The organism is Ruegeria sp. AA6, assembly GCF_056542865.1.
Map to the genome: position 1 here is coordinate 297,033 of NZ_JBQGAN010000002.1, position 20,555 is coordinate 317,587.

At 57.4% G+C, this 20,555-nt stretch carries 23 protein-coding genes; 12 read left to right on the forward strand and 11 right to left on the reverse strand.

Annotation, left to right across the window (positions count from 1 at the left end; genetic code table 11):
• Positions 1–16 precede the first annotated feature (16 nt).
• A complete protein-coding gene (locus ACR0LN_RS04480) occupies positions 17–1,621 on the reverse strand; it encodes a peptide chain release factor 3 (protein WP_480428035.1) in 1,605 nt (534 codons plus the stop codon).
• A gap of 109 nt (positions 1,622–1,730) precedes the next feature.
• Here ACR0LN_RS04480 and ACR0LN_RS04485 point away from each other — a divergent pair, with 109 nt between their 5' ends.
• The 8 genes from ACR0LN_RS04485 (at position 1,731) to ACR0LN_RS04520 (ending at position 9,165) form a co-directional block, all read left to right on the forward strand.
• The gene (locus tag ACR0LN_RS04485) at positions 1,731–2,093 is read left to right on the forward strand and encodes a nuclear transport factor 2 family protein (protein ID WP_480428036.1); all 363 of its coding nucleotides are present in this window, start codon (positions 1,731–1,733) and stop codon (positions 2,091–2,093) included.
• Positions 2,094–2,165: 72 nt separating this feature from the next.
• Positions 2,166–2,945, forward strand: coding sequence for an SDR family oxidoreductase (locus ACR0LN_RS04490; protein WP_480428361.1), 780 nt, complete (start codon positions 2,166–2,168; stop codon positions 2,943–2,945).
• Between the two features lie 2 nt (positions 2,946–2,947).
• Complete coding sequence (locus tag ACR0LN_RS04495) at positions 2,948–4,060, forward strand: hypothetical protein (protein WP_480428037.1); 1,113 nt, start codon at positions 2,948–2,950, stop codon at positions 4,058–4,060.
• Between the two features lie 96 nt (positions 4,061–4,156).
• Positions 4,157–5,215, forward strand: a complete 1,059-nt coding sequence (locus tag ACR0LN_RS04500) for a methyltransferase domain-containing protein (protein ID WP_480428038.1) — start codon at positions 4,157–4,159, stop codon at positions 5,213–5,215.
• Between the two features lie 45 nt (positions 5,216–5,260).
• Complete coding sequence (locus ACR0LN_RS04505) at positions 5,261–6,382, forward strand: ABC transporter ATP-binding protein (protein ID WP_480428039.1); 1,122 nt, start codon at positions 5,261–5,263, stop codon at positions 6,380–6,382.
• Positions 6,383–6,504: 122 nt separating this feature from the next.
• Positions 6,505–7,287, forward strand: a complete 783-nt coding sequence (gene surE / locus ACR0LN_RS04510; RefSeq protein ID WP_480428040.1) for a 5'/3'-nucleotidase SurE — start codon at positions 6,505–6,507, stop codon at positions 7,285–7,287.
• On the forward strand, positions 7,284–7,934 hold the full coding sequence (locus ACR0LN_RS04515) for a protein-L-isoaspartate(D-aspartate) O-methyltransferase (RefSeq protein ID WP_480428041.1): 651 nt from the start codon (positions 7,284–7,286) through the stop codon (positions 7,932–7,934). The genes surE and ACR0LN_RS04515 overlap by 4 nt, the downstream gene beginning before the upstream one ends.
• A 64-nt stretch (positions 7,935–7,998) precedes the next feature.
• Positions 7,999–9,165 carry a peptidoglycan DD-metalloendopeptidase family protein gene (locus ACR0LN_RS04520; RefSeq protein ID WP_480428042.1) on the forward strand — a complete coding sequence of 389 codons (1,167 nt, stop codon included), beginning with the start codon at positions 7,999–8,001 and terminating at the stop codon, positions 9,163–9,165.
• A 60-nt stretch (positions 9,166–9,225) separates the two neighbouring features.
• On the opposite strand, the gene ACR0LN_RS04525 is transcribed toward ACR0LN_RS04520, so the two are convergent.
• Together ACR0LN_RS04525 and ACR0LN_RS04530 are read right to left on the reverse strand one after the other, a co-directional pair.
• A complete protein-coding gene (locus tag ACR0LN_RS04525; RefSeq protein WP_480428043.1) occupies positions 9,226–9,897 on the reverse strand; it encodes a helix-turn-helix transcriptional regulator in 672 nt (223 codons plus the stop codon).
• A 21-nt stretch (positions 9,898–9,918) separates the two neighbouring features.
• On the reverse strand, positions 9,919–10,224 hold the full coding sequence (locus ACR0LN_RS04530) for a hypothetical protein (protein ID WP_480428044.1): 306 nt from the start codon (positions 10,222–10,224) through the stop codon (positions 9,919–9,921).
• A gap of 219 nt (positions 10,225–10,443) precedes the next feature.
• Here ACR0LN_RS04530 and ACR0LN_RS04535 point away from each other — a divergent pair, with 219 nt between their 5' ends.
• The 4 genes from ACR0LN_RS04535 (at position 10,444) to ACR0LN_RS04550 (ending at position 12,959) form a co-directional block, all read left to right on the forward strand.
• Positions 10,444–10,659 (forward strand): twin-arginine translocase TatA/TatE family subunit, encoded by a 216-nt coding sequence (locus ACR0LN_RS04535; RefSeq protein WP_298382271.1) that lies wholly within the window; start codon positions 10,444–10,446, stop codon positions 10,657–10,659.
• A gap of 6 nt (positions 10,660–10,665) precedes the next feature.
• Complete coding sequence (gene tatB, locus ACR0LN_RS04540; RefSeq protein ID WP_480428046.1) at positions 10,666–11,124, forward strand: Sec-independent protein translocase protein TatB; 459 nt, start codon at positions 10,666–10,668, stop codon at positions 11,122–11,124.
• On the forward strand, positions 11,121–11,996 hold the full coding sequence (gene tatC, locus ACR0LN_RS04545) for a twin-arginine translocase subunit TatC (RefSeq protein WP_480428047.1): 876 nt from the start codon (positions 11,121–11,123) through the stop codon (positions 11,994–11,996). The genes tatB and tatC overlap by 4 nt, the downstream gene beginning before the upstream one ends.
• Before the next feature lie 120 nt (positions 11,997–12,116).
• Positions 12,117–12,959, forward strand: coding sequence for an ATP-binding protein (locus ACR0LN_RS04550; protein ID WP_480428049.1), 843 nt, complete (start codon positions 12,117–12,119; stop codon positions 12,957–12,959).
• Positions 12,960–13,020: 61 nt separating this feature from the next.
• On the opposite strand, the gene ACR0LN_RS04555 is transcribed toward ACR0LN_RS04550, so the two are convergent.
• The 8 genes from ACR0LN_RS04555 to ACR0LN_RS04590 form a co-directional block, all read right to left on the reverse strand.
• The gene (locus tag ACR0LN_RS04555) at positions 13,021–13,665 is read right to left on the reverse strand and encodes an SDR family NAD(P)-dependent oxidoreductase (RefSeq protein ID WP_480428050.1); all 645 of its coding nucleotides are present in this window, start codon (positions 13,663–13,665) and stop codon (positions 13,021–13,023) included.
• 42 nt (positions 13,666–13,707) lie between these two features.
• Positions 13,708–13,956, reverse strand: coding sequence for a hypothetical protein (locus ACR0LN_RS04560; RefSeq protein ID WP_480428051.1), 249 nt, complete (start codon positions 13,954–13,956; stop codon positions 13,708–13,710).
• 262 nt (positions 13,957–14,218) lie between these two features.
• Positions 14,219–15,742, reverse strand: coding sequence for an amidophosphoribosyltransferase (gene purF / locus ACR0LN_RS04565; protein WP_480428052.1), 1,524 nt, complete (start codon positions 15,740–15,742; stop codon positions 14,219–14,221).
• A 632-nt stretch (positions 15,743–16,374) separates the two neighbouring features.
• Complete coding sequence (locus ACR0LN_RS04570; protein ID WP_480428053.1) at positions 16,375–16,986, reverse strand: CvpA family protein; 612 nt, start codon at positions 16,984–16,986, stop codon at positions 16,375–16,377.
• A 41-nt stretch (positions 16,987–17,027) separates the two neighbouring features.
• Positions 17,028–18,389 (reverse strand): DNA repair protein RadA, encoded by a 1,362-nt coding sequence (radA, locus tag ACR0LN_RS04575; protein WP_480428362.1) that lies wholly within the window; start codon positions 18,387–18,389, stop codon positions 17,028–17,030.
• A gap of 121 nt (positions 18,390–18,510) precedes the next feature.
• Positions 18,511–19,296, reverse strand: a complete 786-nt coding sequence (locus ACR0LN_RS04580; protein WP_480428054.1) for a DNA repair protein — start codon at positions 19,294–19,296, stop codon at positions 18,511–18,513.
• A gap of 149 nt (positions 19,297–19,445) precedes the next feature.
• Entirely contained in the window at positions 19,446–19,895 is a 450-nt protein-coding gene (locus tag ACR0LN_RS04585) for a paraquat-inducible protein A (protein ID WP_480428363.1), read from the reverse strand.
• Positions 19,889–20,542 (reverse strand): hypothetical protein, encoded by a 654-nt coding sequence (locus tag ACR0LN_RS04590; protein ID WP_480428055.1) that lies wholly within the window; start codon positions 20,540–20,542, stop codon positions 19,889–19,891. The genes ACR0LN_RS04585 and ACR0LN_RS04590 overlap by 7 nt, the downstream gene beginning before the upstream one ends.
• Between the last annotated feature and the right edge of the window lie 13 nt (positions 20,543–20,555).

Here is a 20,555-nt window from a genome sequence, read left to right on the forward strand (position 1 = left end):
GCGGCTCTTGGGCCGATCAAGTCATCATTTCCTTGGTGGCCGTCAGGTTCAGCGCCGGATAGTCGCGCACGACACGGTCGATGTCCCATTGCAGGCGCGTAAGGTACACGATGTCACCGTCATGGTCATGGGCGATGTGCTGCTTGTTGGCGTTGACGAATTTCTCGACCTCAGCCTTGTCCCCGCTGACCCAACGGGCCGAGGTGAACTGAGACGCCTCAAACCGCACGGGCAGGCCGTATTCCATCTCAATCCGGCTGGCGAGCACTTCAAACTGCAGCGCACCCACGACACCGACGATAAAGCCCGAGCCGATTGAGGGCTTGAACACCTTGGCCGCGCCTTCTTCGGCAAATTGCATCAGCGCTTTTTCCAGATGCTTGGCTTTCATCGGATCACCCGCTCGGACGCCTTGCAGCAGTTCCGGCGCAAACGACGGAATGCCGGTCACGCGCAGCGCTTCACCCTCGGTCAGCGTGTCGCCAATGCGTAGCTGGCCGTGGTTGGGGATACCGATGATGTCACCAGCCCACGCCTCTTCGGCCAGTTCCCGGTCGGATGCGAGGAACAGCACAGGGTTCGAGATGGCCATCGGTTTCTTCGAGCGCACATGGGTCAGCTTCATACCGCGCTTGAAGTGACCGCTTGCCATACGGACAAAGGCCACCCGGTCGCGGTGCTTGGGGTCCATATTGGCCTGCACCTTGAAAACAAAGCCTGCGACCTTCTTTTCATCGGGTGCAATCTGGCGAGGTTCGGCAGATTGAACTTGTGGCTGAGGGCCATAAGCACCGATGCCCTCCATCAGTTCTTTAACTCCGAACGAGTTGATGGCTGACCCGAACCAGATCGGGGTCATGTGCCCCTCCAGCACCGCTTGCGGGTCGAGTGCTGGCAGCAATTCGCGCGCCATCTCGACCTCTTCCAACAACTTGTCCAGCAGATGCTCGGGCACGTGTTCGGCCAGCTTGGGGTCGTCCAGACCGTCGATCTGAATGCTCTCGGCCACCTTGTTTCGGTCGGCCCGGTCCATCAGCTCAAGCCGGTCGCGCAGCATATCATAGCAGCCGATGAAATCGCGTCCCACGCCAATGGGCCACGCGGCGGGGGTGACGTCGATCGCCAGCATCTCTTGGATTTCGTCGATGATCTCGAACGTATCACGGCTTTCGCGGTCCATCTTGTTACAGAAGGTCAGGATCGGCAGGTCGCGCAGGCGGCAAACCTCGAACAGTTTCTGCGTCTGGCTTTCTACACCTTTCGCGCCGTCGATCACCATTACGGCCGCGTCCACGGCGGTCAGCGTGCGATAAGTATCCTCGGAGAAGTCCGAGTGACCGGGCGTGTCGACCAGATTGAACCGGAAGTTCCCATAGTCAAACGACATCGCGGATGCCGAGACCGAAATGCCCCGATCCTTCTCCATCTGCATGAAGTCCGACCGCGTGCGCCGCGCCTCACCCTTGGCGCGCACCTGACCGGCCATCTGAATGGCACCCCCGTACAACAGGAACTTTTCCGTCAGCGTCGTCTTGCCCGCATCGGGGTGCGAGATGATGGCGAAGGTCCGGCGGCGGGCGATCTCGGGCGGCAAGGTGGGTTGGTTCGAGGTATCAAGCATGAAGGCGCGTATAGGCGGGGAATCCTGCCGAGGCAAGACAAAGGGGCTGGTTCGAATCGTACGACTATGGCAATAAGAACATATAGTGAACAAATAATGGAGAAGATCAATGAATTTGAAAGAGATTGCCGACGAACTGGTGGCCGGATGCCGCGAGGATCGCGCCAAGGAAAACTTGAAAAAACTCTATGCGCCGGACGCTGTTTCGGTTGAGGCGCAGGATTTCATGGACATGGGACGCGAAACGCACGGTATCGAAGCCATTCGAGGTAAACATGAATGGTGGGAAGGGGCGCACGAGGTGTCCGGTGCGTCCGTCAGTGACCCTTTCCCCCACGGAGACGACCGCTTTGCCGTGATCTTCGAGGTACAGGGCAAGGTAAAGGAAACCGGAGAAAGTTTTGATATGCGCGAGGTAGGTATCTATCACGTGGCAAACGGAAAAATCGTGCGTGAAGAGTTCTTCTACTAAAGGGTTTGACTGCTGGTCTTCTCCGTCTGGCCGGTGCTAGACATGCGGGCGACAACAGATGGAGAAGATCGGATGGATCTGGGAATTCGGGGAAAACGCGCTCTGGTCTGCGCCAGCAGCAAGGGGTTGGGTCTGGGCTGCGCCGAGGCGCTGGCCGAAGCGGGTGTCGATCTGGTGATGAACGCACGCGGGACTGACGCGTTGGAGACCGAGGCTGCCCGTTTGCGGTCAGAATACGGTGTGGAGGTTCAGGCGGTAGCGTGTGATGTGACCTCTTTCGAAGGCCAGGCGCAGGTGGTCGACGTGGCGCAGGGTGTTGATATTCTTGTGACAAATGCCGGTGGCCCGCCACCCGGTCTGTGGTCGGATTGGGACCGTGAGGATTTCATTAAAGCATTGGACGCCAACATGCTAACGCCGATCGCTTTCATGAAGGCACTGCTGCCTGGGATGATCGACAAGGGCTGGGGCCGGGTGGTAAATATTACCTCGCAATCCGTGCGCGCGCCAATTGCCGCTTTGGGCCTGTCGAATGCCGCGCGCACTGGTCTGACCGGATATGTGGCGGGCACGTCGCGGCAGGTTGCGCAATTTGGTGTGAACATCAATAACTTGCTGCCAGGTATTCACGATACGGATCGCGCCCTGTCGCTGGACAGCAATGTGTCAGAGCAGAAGGGTATTTCGCTGGATGCAGCCCGCGCTGCGCGATGTGAAACAATCCCGGCGCGTCGCTATGGTACGCGGCAGGAATTCGGCGCCGCCTGCGCCTTTCTGTGTTCGCAGCACGCCGGTTTCATTGTCGGCCAGAACATCCTGTTGGATGGCGGTGCCGGAAATATGACGATGTAACCATGTCACAGGGATTTTCGCTAAAGGATCAACTCTTCAACGCCGAAAAGACCCGGTACTTGGCCGGGTTGTTCGCTGCGGCTGAGCCTTCTTTTGACGCAAGGGACTTTGAGGCACAGGTCATGTCGCGCCTGTTGCAGCTTGAGTTGAAAGAGCGGATGGCCTGGATAGCCGAATGTCTGCAATCGGCCTTACCGGGAGGGTTGCCAGACATTGCGCCGATCCTTCTGCGTGCGCTGCCGCCGCCGTTGGATCCGAACAAGGCCGATGATGATTTCGGAGATTTCATCTTTGCGCCCTTGGGTGATTGGGTCGCGTCGGTTGGGCTAGATCATTCCGATCTGGCCTTGGATGTGTTGGCTGAACTGACACAGAGGTTCTCGATGGAATGGGCCATCCGCCCGTTCCTCAATCGCTATCCTGATCAAGTGTTGGAGCGTATGCAGCAATGGTGCGCGCATGACAGTTATCACGTGCGCCGTCTGGTTAGCGAAGGTACGCGGCCGCGCTTGCCCTGGGGGCAGGCGGTTGGGTTGGACCTGTCTGACCCGTTACCATTGCTGGATCGTTTGCACAGTGATCCGACGCGCTATGTCACGCGGTCGGTGGCGAACCACTTGAACGACATCACCAAAAAAGACCCAGAGCTGGTGCTGGGTCGCTTACGGAACTGGGCGTCGTCGGGGGAACAGCACGCGGATGAGATCCGTTGGATGACCTCTCATACCCTGCGAGGGCTGGTGAAGGCCGGGCATCCGGGTGCGATGAAGATGCTGGGATTTGATCCAGAAGCTGAAATCGCGACCACTGTAGTGGTCAGAGGCGACGCCCGGATCGGTGAGGCGCTTGAGTTTGATGTCACCCTCCATGGTCAGGATGATCAACCCGTATTGGTTGACTATATCATTCATTTTCAACGCCCTGGCGGCAAAACCTCAGCTAAGGTTCATAAGCTGAAACAGGCCGCGCTGCGCGGCGGGACGTTGAGCTTGTCCAAAAAACACAAGCTCAAGGGCGATGCGACCACGTTCAAACTTGTGCCGGGTCTGCATCGGTTGGAGATTCAGGTGAACGGACGCGTTCGCGCCGGTGTGGATTTCGATCTGTTGGCGTAGTCTCTCACGCTTTTGTCAGATTTCCGTCGACAGCATTGCGCCGACAACGTTGCTGCATTAGCTGCATTTCCAGCCCAAGGGAAAAGGAGTGCCGCGATGAAGCATGAATCTGTGCAGAACTACTATGGTGAAGTGCTGCAAAGCAGTTCAGATTTGCAGACCAACGCGTGCTGCACACCTGATGACATGCCGGATCATCTGAAACGCATTCTGTCCAAAGTGCATGACGAAGTTCTGACCCGCTACTATGGCTGTGGTCTGATCGCGCCACTGGATTTGGAGGGCATGAGCATTCTTGATCTGGGCTGTGGCGCGGGTCGTGACGTGTATGCCCTGTCGGCGATGGTCGGTGAAAAGGGCCGGGTCGTTGGCGTCGATATGACGCCCGAGCAGTTGGACGTCGCCCGTGCGCATCAGGACTATCATGCTGAGGCGTTTGGCTATGCCGCCAGCAATGTGGAGTTCCACCACGGCTATATCGAAAAGCTGGATGAACTGGATCTGGAACCAGGGTCCTTTGACATCATCGTCTCAAACTGCGTGATCAACCTTGCGACGGATAAAGAGGCTGTTTTGCGTGGCGCACATCGACTGCTGAAAGAGGGCGGCGAGATGTATTTCTCGGATGTCTATGCTGACCGTCGCGTGCCGCAGGCTATGGCTGAGGACGAAGTTTTGTACGGCGAATGCCTCTCGGGCGCGTTGTATTGGAACGATTTCCTGTCGATCTCGCGCAAAGCAGGATTTGGCGATCCGCGCCGGGTCACGCATCGCCCGCTAACCATCGAAAACCCGGTACTGGAGGGACGTGTTGCGCCGCTGAAATTCCTCTCGGCCACGTACCGTCTGTTCAAACTGTCGGAACTGGAACCGGCCTGTGAAGATTACGGTCAGGCTGTGATCTACAAGGGAACCATTCCCAACGCGCCGCATCTGTTTGAATTGGACGACCACCACGCGATTGAAGCGGGCAAGGTCTTTCCGGTTTGCGGTAACACCTGGATGATGTTGAAAGACACTCGTTTTGCACGGCATTTCGACTTTATCGGCGATTTCTCGACCCACTACGGCATTTTCGAGGGGTGCGGCGGCGAAAGCCCGTTCGAGGCCACGGGTGAAGCAGGGGGTCAGGCTGCCCCGGGCGGTTGCTGCTGATACCTTGCGCCTGACGGGCGGGGTTGCTATCCCCGCCTAAGCCCGATGAAATTGATCGGGAAAAGGCAATGGGGTCCATCGGTGACAGTAGACGCAACTCCTCCTCGGTTGGAAATCCGTAATCTGATCGCCCGGTATGAGGGGCGGGTTGTTGTCGACAATGTCTCGCTGACCGTGCAAGCGGGGCAAGTGACCTGTTTGCTGGGCCCGTCCGGCTGCGGAAAGTCGACCACCCTGCGCATGATCGCCGGGGTTGAGATGCAGGAATCCGGTGAGATTTTTGTCGACGGCAAGCTGATCTGCGACACGGTTTTTAGGGTGCCGCCAGAACGCCGCGAGATTGGCCTGATGTTTCAGGACTTTGCCCTGTTTCCCCACCTGAGCGTTGCTGACAACGTTGCCTTCGGCCTGAAAGGGCACAAGGAAGAAAAGCGTCTGCGCGTCGATGAGTTGCTACGCAAGGTCGACCTGATCCGTTTCATCGACAAGTTTCCGCATCATTTGTCCGGCGGTGAGCAGCAGCGCGTTGCCTTGGCGCGCGCGTTGGCTCCGCGTCCGCGGATCATGCTGATGGACGAGCCGTTCTCGGGTCTGGACAACCGATTGCGCGACGGTATCCGGGATGAAACGCTGGCGATCCTGAAGGAAGAAGATGCCGCTGTCGTTCTGGTAACGCATGAGCCCGAAGAGGCCATGCGCATGGCCGATGAGATCGCTTTGATGCGCCGGGGCAAGATCGTTCAGCAGGGTGCGCCGTATAACGTTTATACCCGACCGGCGGACAAGGCGGCGGTGGCATTTTTCAGTGATGTCAATGTGTTGCATGCGCAGGTTAATGGCGCTTTGGCGGAAACCCCATTTGGACAGTTCTTGGCGCCAGGTGTTCCAAACGGTACGGACGTTGAGATTGTCTTTCGGCCTCAGCATGTTCGGTTGGACTTTGACCGCAATGGCAAGGGGCCGCTGCCGACGGCCACCGATGGGGTCGCGGCCCGTGGCGTGGTTGAGCGCGCGCGTTTTCTTGGCAACGAAAGCTTGGTCGAGTTTCGAATGGACCACGATGGCTCGATCCTTAAAGCGACGGTGCCGAATGTTTTTGTGCCCAATCCGGGGCGGGTCATGTGGCTGACCGTTCGACGTGACCGGTGCTTTGTTTTCCCGGTTTAGGGTCTGAAGGTTACAGTTTAGGTCAAAGTGGTGCGCGAAAGCCTCAGATTGCGCGTGTGCTTTGCTTGCCGCCGCGCAGGGGCGCGTCTATCAAGGTCAAAACGCTGCGGTGGATGGGGCAAATGCGTATTCTTCTGACCAATGATGACGGTATAAATGCACCGGGTCTGATCGCCTTGGAGGCGATTGCCGCCGATCTGGCTGGGCCGGATGGTGAAATTTGGGTGGTTGCCCCTGCATTTGAGCAATCAGGCGTTGGCCATTGTATCAGCTACACCCATCCGATGATGGTCGCCAAGCTGGGCGAGCGTCGCTTTGCCGCCGAAGGCTCGCCCGCCGATTGTGTGCTGGCTGGGCTGCATGACGTGATGAAGGATGCGCCGCCTGATCTGGTTCTATCCGGTGTGAACCGAGGAAACAATTCCGCGGAAAATACACTTTATTCTGGCACCGTCGGCGGCGCGATGGAGGCCGCGTTGCAGGGCATTCCGGCAATTGCCTTGTCGCAATATTTCGGCCCGGGCAATCTTGGTTTGGACGATCCATTCGAAGCAGCAACTCGGTTCGGAGCTGATCTGGTTCGGAAAATCCTGGACGCAACTCCGGTGGAGCAGGGCGACTATCGCTTGTTTTACAACGTAAACTTCCCTCCGGTTGCTGCCGATGACGTGCTGGGAACGCGGATCGCGCCGCAGGGTTATCGCCGTGATACCCATTTTTCGGTCGAACCGCATAGTTCGCCCTCGGGGCGGCGGTTTTTGTGGATCAAGGGTGGCTATCAGCACAACCCGACGGCGCCGGGTACGGATGCGGCGGTCAATCTGGCGGGCTATATTTCGGTTACGCCGATGCGGGCCGATCTGACGGCGTATGATACGCTTGAGGCACTGAAGACAATCGAATGACCGGACCAGACCCCGAAACAAAGATGCAGTTCCTGTTTGCCCTACGGTCTCGTGGGGTAACGGACGCGCGTGTACTGGCGGCAATGGAACAGATTGATCGGGGTCGGTTCGTCAAAGGCCTGTTTGCCGAGCGTGCCTATGAGGACACGCCACTGCCGATTGCGTGCGGTCAAACGATCAGCCAGCCTTCGGTCGTTGGGCTGATGACGCAGGCGTTGGACGTGCGGCCCCGAGATACGGTGTTGGAGGTTGGAACTGGCTCGGGCTATCAGGCCGCGATTCTGTCCAAGCTGGCGCGCCGGGTCTATACGGTGGAGCGCCACAAGCGCTTGGTCCGGGAAACCGGTCAGTTGTTTCGCGAGTTGGGGCTGACAAATGTGACGGCGATGTTGTCGGATGGGTCCTTCGGATTGTCCGAACAGGCTCCGTTTGATCGGATTATTGTGACGGCTGCGGCAGAAGACCCTCCAGGGCCGCTCTTGGCGCAGCTTAAAATCGGCGGTATCATGGTGTTGCCGGTGGGACAGTCGGATACCGTTCAGACCCTGATCCGGGTAAAGCGTACCGAGACCGGCTTGGACTATGACGAATTGTTGCCCGTTCGTTTCGTGCCCCTGTTAGAAGGGCTTGGCAGGGACGGGGCGTAAAGAAATATTGTACAAAGTTGCGCTGAAACCCCGGAAAACAGGGGCAGGTGTTGAGGACAGCAAGATGAGAGCAGTTTCCAAATCAGCGATGATCCGCTGTGTGACCGGGGTAGCAGCCGTGGCGTTGGTAGCCGGGTGCGAAGGCCCGTTCGACTATGATCTGCGGGGTGAAGTAGGCGGATTTTCGACGGCAGATGCCGCGCGGTCTGTGACCGCTAATCGCCCTACGCCCGATGCGCGGGGTGTGATCACCTATCCGAACTATCAAGTGGTTGTTGCGCGGCGAGGTGACACGGTCAATGACGTGGCTACACGTGTCGGCCTGCCACCGGCTGAACTGGCCCGGTTTAACGGGTTGCAACCCAACGACCAGTTGCGGGATGGCGAAGTGATTGCCTTGCCGCGCACAGTCGCCGCAGCCAGCACGGTGGATATCGCTACCATTGCCGGGACGGCGATTGATGAGGCTCCAGCGGATGGTTCGGTCCGGACATCGACGCTGGAACCCGCACAAACTGCTGCGGCTCCTGTTCCGACGCCGCCCGTTGCGTCGGGGCCTGAGCCGATCCGGCACAAGGTCAAACGAGGAGAGACAGCGTTTACCATTTCGCGGCTTTATGATGTGCCGATCAATGCGCTGGCAGAGTGGAACGGTTTGGATTCGGACTTTACCGTGCGCGAGGATCAGTTCCTGCTGATCCCAATCAAGAACCAGCCTGCGCCGCAGCAGGCGGCTGTACCGGCGACGAATGTGACGCAGCCGGGGCAGGGATCACCGACCCCAACACCGCCAAGTGCTACGCAGCCGTTGCCGGACGAAGTGATTGCACCGGCCACTCCGGCACCTGACGTGACGGCAGAAGCTCCGACGAACCAAAGTAACTCGGCCCTCGGCCTGCCGGTAACTGGGACAATCATTCGAACCTATGACAAGGGTAAGAATGAGGGGATCGACATTGCAGCCTCGCCCGGTTCGCCAGTGAAAGCTGCCGAGGCGGGGACAGTTGCGGCAATTACCGCAGATGCGGATCAGGTGCCGATCATCGTGGTCAAGCACAACAACGATCTTCTGACGGTCTATGCGAATGTCGACAACGCGGCCGTCAAGAAAGGCCACCGTGTCCGTCGTGGGCAGCAGATCGCATCATTGCGCGGCGGGGACAACTCGTACCTTCATTTCGAGGTGCGCAAGGGATTTGAGTCGGTCGACCCTGAGCTATACCTGAAGTGAGGAGACTGGCCCGTTCCGGGCCATGCCTCCGGCGGGAGTATTTGTAAAAAAATGATGCGTTCAGGTGTGTGGGTCGAAGTCACTGAGCTGTTTGCCGGGCTCGTCGGCGAAGATTTCGGGCAGGGGTGAGACTGCCTCGATCAGGTCGATGCGAAACACGCGGAACCCTTCGCGCAGCTCACACCAGGCGGTCAGCGTCCAGACGCGGCCCCAGTATTCCATGTGCAGAGGGCGTATGGTGCGTTCCGTCAGAATGCCATCAATTCGGCGATATGACAGATGTAGTTTCTGACGGGATTTGATGGCAGCCCTTATCGGGCCCATTTGTGCCAAGCCGCGTGCAGCATCGGCAAAGGGATAGACAGCAAATTTCCACGTATCCGCCTCGGCCACGACCTGAGTTGGTAGCACAGCGTCAATTTTCTCGGCCAGTTTCTCTGCTGCGGCCTTCAAATCTGGATCGGCGGCCTCGGCGACAATGGCCATACCGAGGTTCAATGCCTCGAGCTCGGCAGGCGTCAGGTTCAATGGGGGCAACGTGATCTGATCGCGCACCATGTATCCAACGCCGCGCTCGCCCTCAACCGGGACGCCCGATGCGACCAACGTGTCCATATCGCGATAGATCGTGCGGACCGACACTTCGAGCCGATCCGCAATGTCCTGTGCGCGGTGCAGTTTGCCGTCGCGCAGAATCTGTATGATATCGAACAGACGGTCACTGCGGCGCATGGCAGACCGTTCTGGCAGGGTTTAGGCGGACATGTTCCATAGGACGTTCTCATGGCGCATCTGGACACTGTCAGGCTGAATGGCTGCCATAAGGGCAGGGGCAAAGTCCTGCTGCGGGAACTGATCTGCCGCGTTTTGTGCGGCTTTCATATCCTGCCAGATGACGTAATCGGTCCAACGACCGTCCGCGCCCTGACTCAGCTGGCGGTGAGTAAAGCCGGGAGCTGAGCGCACAAACGCTTCGGTGGCTTGGCTTAGTTTCACAAACTCTTCCGGTGTGATGCCGTTGGCGAGGGTGAAGGTGACGATTTCAGCGACATGGGTCATGTGAGTCTCCGTTGACCAGGTTTCGATGTTATGTTCCTAGTCGCCTTCAACTGACATAAACCTGTCAGTTGAAGAAATCCAGACCGTAAAAAATGTGAGATGCGGTCAAAATTGAAGGCGGATTTGATCTGACTCACTTTTGCGAACCGCTTTGCAGGCGTACACACGGGACCAGATCACATTCCCGGCGCACGCCGCCGACGTAAAAGGAGAAAAGACATGCTCAACAATATCGGCCTTCCCGGCCTGCTGCTGATCGCCGTTGTGGTGCTGGTGCTGTTTGGCCGCGGTAAAATCAGTTCGTTGATGGGCGAAGTGGGCAAGGGCATCACATCGTTCAAAAAGGGCGTCAAAGAAGGCGCGGACGAGCTGGAGCAGGACGCTGCCGAAGTGGCCAAGGACGTCACGCCCGAGACCGACAAAGACAAGGTCTAAGACCAGATGTTTGATCTGGGCTGGACCGAGCTTCTGGTCATCGGCATCGTTGCCCTCATTGTTGTGGGGCCAAAGGATTTGCCGGTGCTGTTCCGCAATGTTGGCCGTTTTGTCGGCAAGGCGCGCGGAATGGCGCGCGAGTTCAGCAGCGCCATGAACGAAGCGGCGGATCAGGCTGGCGTGAACGAGATCAAAAAGGGTCTGAACGCGGCCACAAACCCTGTGGGTTCCGCGATGGACGGCGTTAAGGAAGCCGCGCAGGAAATGGCCCGCAGCATGGATCCGACCAAGTTCGACCCCGAAAGCGAAACCGGCAAGCTGGCCGCTGAACGGGCTGAACAGGCCAAGAAGATCCAGGCCTCGACCGCCCGCGCCGCAGCTGAGCGCAAGGCCAAGGAAGCCGCGGAAGCTCTTGCCAAAGCCGAAGAGGCCGAGGCTGCGCTAAAGACTGAAAGCAAGACATGACCAAATCCGACGAGATTGAAGACAGCTCGGCCCCATTGATCGAGCATCTGGCTGAACTGCGCACGCGACTGATCCATTCCGTCGTGGCGTTTCTGGTCGGGATGGTGATCTGCTTTTCTGTGGCTACGCCGATCTTCAACTTTCTCACTCACCCGCTTTGTGACGTTCTGGCCGAACGTGGTCAGGATTGCGACCTGATCTTTATCTCTCCGCAGGAAGGGTTTTTTGTCGCAATCAAGGTTGCACTGCTGGGGGGCTTCATTCTGGCCTTTCCATATATCGGCATGCAGATGTGGCGGTTCGTGGCGCCGGGGCTTTACCGTTCAGAAAAGAACGCGTTTCTGCCGTTCATGGTGGCCTCACCCTTCATGTTTCTGCTGGGTGCAAGCTTTGCCTTCTATGTGGTTACTCCGCTTGCTTATGACTTTTTCCTTGGGTTCCAGCAGTTCGGGGCAGAGGGTGAGGCAGTGACCGAAGGTGCAACCGCTGCCCCGCTGAGCGTCGTCTTCCAGGGATCGGCACAGGAATACCTGAACCTGACCATCAAGTTCATTGTTGCGTTTGGCCTGTGCTTCCAGCTTCCGGTATTGCTGACCTTGATGGGCAAAGCGGGCCTGGTCACCGCCGAAGGGCTGGGCTCGGTGCGCAAATACGCGGTTGTCGCTATTTTGGTGCTGGCGGCGCTGGTGACACCACCGGACGTGATCACCCAAGTTATTCTCTTTGTTGTGGTCTATGGCCTTTACGAGGTGTCGATCTTCCTTGTGGGCCGGGTCGATAAAAAGCGCGAAGAGCAACTACGCGCTGACGGTTACTATGACGATGAAGAAGAAGCGGATGAGGAGATCGTTCGCCAAGAAGACGGCAAGTAATCCTGCTGAATATTAAGAAAAAGGCGCGTCCTCGGCTGGCGCGCCTTTTTTGTTCTTAACCCTTGTTGCGCCGGGTGGAACATGGTTTGAAAACTGCCAAAAGAAGACCCGGAGGCTCCGATGGACGACCAAGCCCTTAACCGCATCGCCGACGCGCTGGACCGTATGGCACCGGCCCCTCTGGCCACGCCGGATTTTGCTTCGGCCCCTGCGTTTGTCTGGCATGTCGAGCCAGATCGTTTGGAGCCTGTAATCGAGGTCAATCGCGTCGATCTGGAATTGCTGGTCGGTATCAACCGGTCCCGCGATACTCTGCTGGACAACACGCGCCGCTTTGCCGCCGGTTTCAAGGCCAACAACGCGCTGCTTTGGGGCGCGCGGGGAATGGGGAAATCAAGCCTTGTCAAGGCGGTCCACGGCACCTTGCAGGCAGACTATCCAGACTTGAAACTGGTGGAACTCCAGCGCGAGGATATGGGCTCGGTCGCGCGCCTGCTGAACCACCTGCGGGCCGCGCCTCACCGCTTCATCCTGTTCTGCGACGACCTGTCGTTCAGCCATGACGATCAGCACTACAAGTCCCTTAAAGCCGTGCTGGACGGCGGTATCGAAGGTCGCCCGGAAAACGTAGTTTTCTACGCCACTTCGAACCGTCGCCACCTGATGCCGCGGGACATGATCGAGAACGAACGCTCCAGCGCCATCAATCCGTCCGAGGCGGTCGAGGAAAAGGTCTCGCTATCCGATCGGTTCGGTCTGTGGCTGGGATTCCACCCTTGCGATCAGGACGAATACCTGGCGATGATCGACCGCTATTGCGCCGCCTACGGCGTCAAGGTCGACGCTGATACGCTGCGCGCCGAAGCCATTGAATGGCAGGCCACACGCGGCGCGCGTTCAGGCCGCGTAGCCTGGCAATTCTTTGTTGATCTGGCCGGGCGCAACGGCGTGCATATCGCCTAACCCGCCCGCTTCATCTTTTTCCAAATACTCCCGCCGGAGGCATGGCCCAAAGGGCCATTCCTTACAGCAGTGCCAGAATACGCGCGGCCTCATCCGCCGTGCTGGTCAGCGCATCTCGATCCTCACCAGGATGGAACCGTGCGCGTACAGCGGTCGGCATCGGTGCGGGCTCGACAATTGTCACCCGCGGACCAGTGCGTTCTGTCTCGCGCGCCCAACTGCGCGCCAAAGCCATCTGAGCAGCCTTGGTGGCACCATAGATGCCATAGAACTTCTCACCGCCCTTGGGGTCGTCAAAGAACACGGCATGTCCAGTCTCGCCCAACAGAGGCGCGATGTAAGGGATCAGTACCGACGTGGCTGTAGCGTTTGTGTTAATCGCCTTGGTCCATTCTTTCGGATCAACGAAATGTGTGGGCGTCAGGGCCGACGTGTGGACAGCAGTGTGCAGCCAAAGGTCCACCTTGCCCCACCGGTCATGAATGCCTCGGCACAGGGTCGCCATGGCGTTAGGATCGGCAATGTCCATCGGAGCAAGCGTGGCCGCGCCGCCTTTGGCTTGGATGCGGTCGTCCAGCTCTTCCAGCCCGCCGGTTGTACGGGCGACGGCGACGATGTGGTATTCGGGTGCCAGCGCTTCGGCCAGCGCAGCGCCCAATCCACGAGAGGCCCCGGTGATGAGGGCGATTTTGGTCTGATCGGTCATGTCAGCGGTTTGAACCCCTGCGCGCGGGGCGTCAAGACAGGATTAGCTGCCGGGGATGGCGATCCGCTTGGTCTGGCCGCTTTGTCGCAGCATGACGCCTTCCGTATCAATGGCGACTATCGTGCCCGAGGACACTCGGCTGCCCAGCTTGACCTCTTTCACGCGGCCCGATGACAAACGCATCAACGCGCGCATTTCCGATTTCGGGCCAAAAACGCCCAGAACGGAGATGGTACTTTTGTTCAGCGCGCCCTTTTGGGTGGCCGCGCTTTTGACGGTTGCGTTCGACATGATTATCGGTCCAGCCGCAGCGGCTCGACCCCTTTTATGAGTGGCTGGGCCGGGGTTATCAAACCAGCCCAAATAGGAAAAGTGCGATCCGGCATCCCAGAGCTAGTCGGCTTTGCTGACCCAACGAAGCCCTTGCGATTCCATTTTCTTCATCGAAGGGTTGTGGGCGGAAATGCACTCATGCGGTTTTTAAAGCGGGTACAAAAATGCCCGCATCGCATAGGCGACGCGGGCTAAATGCTGGTTTGATTCGGTTTCAAGCTTACCCAGACGCCAGCTTCGCACGGTTCCACGATCCGCCGGGAACCTGCATGTCTTTTTTCTTTTTGCTGACGCGGCTGCTGTTTTCCAGACTGTCCAGGTAGTCATGGCTTACGCTGCCGGTGATGTAGTTGCCGTCAAAGCAGGAACAATCGAAGGCCTGGATATCGGGATTGCCTTCCTTAGCGGCCCAGATCAGATCGTCGAGGTTTTGATAGAACAAGGCATCCGCGCCCAGCTCCTGCCGAATCTCCTCGATTTCTTTACCGTTAGCAATCAGCTCATGCTTGGTGGGCATGTCGATGCCGTACACATTCGGAAATTTGACCGGCGGCGAGGCGCTGGCGATGTAGACTTTTTTGGCTCCGGCCTCACGGCACATCTGAACGATCTTCTTGATCGTGTTACCGCGCACGATCGAATCGTCGATCAGCAATACGTTCTGATCCTTGAACTCCAGCGGAACGGCGTTCAGTTTTCGGCGCACCGATTTCTGACGCTCTTCCTGACCCGGCATGATGAATGTTCGGCCAACATAGCGGTTCTTCACCAGACCTTCGCGGTAGGGAATGCCAGTCGCCTTGGCGACTTCCAGTGCTACGGGGCGGGCGCTGTCCGGCACCGGGATGATGCGGTCGATTTCAAGACCGGCGGCCTCGATCTGGCGGGCCAAGGTTTGCCCCATGCGCATCTGGGTTTTGTAGACAGACACACCATCCAACAGCGAATCCGGGCGTGCCAGATAAACATACTCGAAGATACAGGGCGTCAGCTGACCTTCGACCGCCTGGAACGTGTGCATGTTGCCGTCCAGATCTATCAGGATCGCCTCACCGGGCTTCACGTCACGCAGCTTGTCAAAACCGTTGATGCCAAAGGCCACGTCTTCGGAAGCAAAGGCGTAGTCGTCGCCTTCTCCGTCCACTTCACGCTTGGCGACGGACAGAGGGCGGATACCATAAGGGTCGCGGAATGCCAGCATGCCCACTCCGGCAATCAGACAGATCACCGAATACGCGCCCTGAATTCGCTCCATCGTCATCTTCACACCGGCAAAGATGTTGCGGATGGGCTCGGCATTGCCGTTGACCTTGATCGCGTCAGCCACTTTGTCGGCCAGCACGTTCAATAGGATTTCCGAGTCTGATGTGGTACGCAGGTGGCGGCTGTACTTGGCCGTCACCTTCTCGCGCTGTTCGGCGGTGTTGGTGATGTTGCCATTGTGGACCAGATAAATGCCATACGGCGCGTTCACGAAGAACGGCTGTGCCTCGGCCGCGCTGAGCGAGCCCGCAGTCGGATAGCGTACATGTCCCATGCCGATTTTGCCCAGAAGGGTCTCGGCGTCCTGCGCATTAAACACGTCTTTTACCAGGCCGTTGGCCTTTTTCTCGCGAAAGAACTCATCATTATAAGTGACGATACCCGAGGCGTCCTGACCCCGGTGCTGCAACATCAGCAGCCCGTCATAGATTTCCGCAAAGACATCATGCGTCCTGCTTGCGATCCCCAAAATCCCACACATTTACGGGCTCCAATTTCTATGACGTTTTGATTAGCAGTGACGGTCGGAACGTCCGCATGGGTGTGCTTGCACGTGCAGTTACCAAACCTGGCTGTTGGTACAGACGCGTCATCGTCACTAGGGCGAGCGCGAAAGAAAACAGGTACAGCAAGATCGGCGGCTCCGATTCCATGTCAGTTCGGCCTCCACATAATGCCTAATGCAGCCTGTGTCATCAAAGGATCACATTTGTGCGTTGTCACAAGTGGATTTTACTGAACACAGTATCAAAAGGTGACATGTTTGCGGGCTTGTGCTGTCATGTCGCGAGTATCGATTTTAGTCCTATTTTCTAGTGCAGATTGGAACCGAGCCATGTGGGAACACAAGCAAGGAAAAAAGAAGGAAGAGCCCGTCAAGCGCCGCTGTCATCGGTGTCGTGGCATGGGGCGTGCGCCTTGTCCAATTTGCAACGGGGCCGGTGAGGTGGTCAAAAGCCGGGACATTCATGGCAAACCGATTATGGGGCGTTGCGACGGTTGTTTCGGCTTAAAAACCATCAGATGTTCGGTCTGCGGGGGCGAGGGGTTCGTCTGATCCGATCTGGCATACCGCCCCCGAAAAAATGCCCGGTCAAAACCGGGCATTTTTCTTTATTCCGTGGTGGCTGGGGCTGTTGGCTCTTCCGAGGCTTCGGTGCCTGTTTCAGAGCTGCTGCCACAGCTTGCCACCAACTCTTCATATTGCTGCGTGACCCAACCCAGCGCTTGTTCCGGGTTCTGTTCTTCGATCCTGTCGCTGAACTGCTCGAAGACTTTGGCCGAGCGGCTTTCATCCACAATCGTATAGGACTGACCGGTCATCACCGTGTCGTACACAAAGAACGCGATGGCGACCAACAGGATGCCGCGCGCGATACCGAAGAAGAAGCCAAGCGCTTGATCCAGCCCGCCGATGGCAGAGCGCTGTACGATCGACGAAAACAGTGGTGTGAAGATGCTGACCACAATCAGCGCAATGGCGAAGACGGCTGCAAAACCTGTGATCACTGACAATTCACAGCTGTCACGCAGGAAATCTCCAACCACTGGAATTTCTTTGACCAGAGGTACTGCTTGAGGCGCAAAAATAAAGGCCAGAACTGCAGCCGCGACCCAGCCTGCTATAGCCAGAACCTCGCGCAAAAAGCCGCGTGAATAGGCCAACAAGCCCGACACGACGATGATCAGGGCAACCACCCCGTCGACAATTGTAAAACCTTCCATGGCCCTCGCCTGTAATTTTATCTGCCCCTCAAGGCGTTACCTTAACCTGCTCCGAAGGTTTCGCCAACAAACCCCACTAAATCAGAGGGTCGGGTGAGTGACAGACCTGCCACAGTACCGGTTTTGCCGCCCGCCGGAGCAATTGCGGACGTGAAACCAAGTTTTTGTGCTTCTTTCAACCTGTTTTCAGTTTGCGGGGCTGGTCTAAGGGCCCCTGATAGAGAGATTTCCCCGAAAACCACTGTATCAGCGGGCAGTGCAGTATCTTCGCGGGCACTGAGCAACGCGGCAGCAACAGCAAGGTCTGCTGCGGGTTCGCTCACCTTCAATCCTCCGGCCACGTTCAGGTACACATCGAGCCCAGCGAAGGGGATGCCGCAACGGGCTTCGAGCACTGCGAGGATCATCGCCAATCGCCCGCTGTCCCATCCAACAACCGTTCTGCGGGGTTGGGAATGAGGAGAGGGAGCGACCAGCGCCTGCAATTCTACCAGCACGGGGCGGGTGCCTTCGATCCCGGCAAACACAGCTGATCCGGGGCTGGGCGTGCCCCTTTCCGACAGGAACAAGGCTGAAGGGTTGGTGACCTGAGCGAGGCCTTTACCGGTCATCTCAAACACGCCGATCTCATCAGCGGGGCCAAAGCGATTCTTAACAGCGCGCAGGATGCGGAACTGGTGGCCGCGTTCCCCTTCGAAATAGAGGACGGTATCGACCATATGCTCGACGACGCGCGGGCCTGCGATCTGGCCTTCCTTGGTGACGTGGCCGACCATGATGATCGAGACACCGTGCCGTTTCGCAAACGTGGTCAATTCATGCGCAGCGGCCCGGACTTGTGACACCGAGCCTGGGGCGCTGTCCACGTTGTCGGCCCACATGGTCTGAATCGAGTCGATGATAGCGAGGCCGGGCTTTTCCGCCTCGAGCGTCGTCAGGATGTTGCGCAAGTTGGTCTCGGCGGCAAGTTGGACCGGAGCATCCTCAAGCCCTAAACGGCGTGCGCGCATGCGCACCTGTGCGCTGGCCTCTTCGCCCGAGACATAGATGGTTTTGACGCCCGCTCGGGAAAACCGCGCAGCGGCCTGAAGCAGAAGGGTGGATTTGCCGATGCCTGGGTCTCCGCCAACTAACAGGGCCGAGGCAGGGACAAGTCCGCCGCCCAACACACGGTCCAGCTCCTCAACCCCGCAGAGCGTGCGGGGCGGTGGTGTTTCCTCAGTGGATAAGTCCGTGAGCGCGATGGACTGACCGCGTTTGCCCCCAAGGGATTTCTTCGCGGGACCAGCCGAAAGGGGGACGTCCTGTGTGATTGTGTTCCATTCACCGCATGCGTCGCAGCGCCCGGACCAGCGCGAATGCGACGCGCCGCAGGCCGAGCAGGAGAAAGTCGTCTTTGCCATGCGGCCTTGGTGCCCGAGGTCGGGCGGTTCTTCAAGCCCCTGCAGGGCTTTCATCTCCGCCGGTCGGGGGCCGCGTCCTCAGGCCCCATGGGGCCATCGTCCGCAGCGGGCGCTGACGCGCCTATTCTGCGGCGCGGGGCGGGGGCGACATTGCAACAACGCTGGATGTTGTTGAATCGCTGTCCTTTGGCGGCGTTTGCAACTGTACCGAGAGTTCGGGAAGTAATTCAAACAGCTCGTCGCGCAGACGTCCTAGCTGGGATTTGGCGATTGCCTCTTCAATTTCGACATCATGCGTCCACTGGCGCAGTTCGTTCTGGATCACCTGCGCCTCTTCCAGCCGTTTTTGGAACAACTCGATCTCTTCCTGACGCTGTTGCAGGAAGGTCCGGGCACGGGTGACGCGCGCGTCTCCGTAGGTTTCCGCCAATTCCTGACTGATCTGGCTCATCTGAGCTGCCAGTTCCAGGATCTCTGGTTCCAGAGATTGCAGGTTTGGGTGTTGCCGCAAAAAGGCCATGCGCTCTTTCACACCGTCGAATTCAGATGACATCATGAACAGCCCGCCTCGGTCGGCGGCATGGGCAATGTGATAGGCCTCGGTGACATCGTGCATGGTCAGAGTGAACTTGCGATGGTTGTTTTCCAAAGCCATCATTCGTGCATTGGCGGGAAGGTAAAACGCCAACATCAGAATCAATGCTGTCACACCGATCTGGATGTACATGCCGGCATCAACGACCGCGCCATCACTAAATCCGGCCTGCATCGAAAGCCAGGGCAACACACCCAATGCAGCCAATAGCGTCGCAGAAACAGCGAATAGGGCAGATGCGCATATGAGGAAAAAAGTCAGTCTTAAAAAGGCATTCTGAAATTGCAATGTCATAGTATGGAGGGCGGTCATGATCGACGAACTCCTTCTGGAACCGGTACACACCAGGCCCAAGCGGAGAACACCTAAAACACGCAGAATGATCCGCTGCGGACCCGTAAACTACAAATTGTCACTGCTCGAAATATAAAGATGATACTCAGATGAGTGTTTTCAATCAATTAGTTCTGAGTATTTCGTGAACTGCGTGTCATTTCGGTAATGTGGCCCAGTGCGAGAGAGGCCAGAATGCAGGCTGTGAACAGGTAGAGACCCCATGCAGTTTCGATGGTCGCGTAGGAAATTCCCTTGGCCAAAGTGATGTACAGCGCGATCAGAAAGATGTCGGCCATGGCCAGTTTTCCGAGGATGTTGAGCGCGGGCTGAACGCGGGCATCCAGCAGATCCCATTGGATCAGGGCGGTGCCGATGGTTTTGATGTAGGGCGCGAAGAGGGCAAAGATGGTGACGATCAGCGCCAGAAAGACGTCCGATTTCCAGAGGGATTGCAGGCCAGTGATGACGCTGATCTCGCTGAGACCGAAGATCGGGAGGAGCCCCGCGCGCATCAGAGGGGCGAACCACGCGATGGGGTAGAGGATCAGGAGGGAGAGGGTGGCGATCTTTAAGATTCCGTTTCTCCAGTTTTGTCTTCGATTTGTTTGGGAGGTGCTGGAAGTCCAAGCGGTTCGTCAGATTCTCCTTCGGCTATCAGGAAAATTCTCTTAAATAAATCGACTACTGGATTCAGGTTCTTGGCACTTTGACCCGCCACGGCAGTCACTTCAGTGACGCCTGCCAACATGACATCCAAGTCACTAATCTTCTTGTTGATCTCGGATTGGAGTTTCTCCAGCCGGTTCAGAAGCCTTCGCTTGTGTTTTTCTTCAAATGCACTTGAGGACCGAATTTTCTGTCGAGCCTCATTTATGTGCCTTTCAATTTCCTCGACCTGTTCTTTTGTTAAGCGTACAAGATGGTTCTCATAATCGGCTAAAACACTTCTAGACCCCTTATAAATCTTAAAGGTCAATTCTAATTGCTGGATTTGAAAAAGGACCCTGTCACATGCCTTTTCAACGTTTTCAGCTCTAGATGGGTCTAAAATTTGAATCGGTTGCCCCATTTTTTTTGCGAGCTCTATGGCTTTCCCATATTGCTCAAAGAGTCTTCCAGCAATCTGTGTAGCATGGGCATGGTCTTTTGTGCCGCCCAAGTGTCCACCGTTAATCCTCTTGATCTCAAGAATAACGGCTTCCAAGTCTTCAAATGGATCCATCTAATTCACCTAA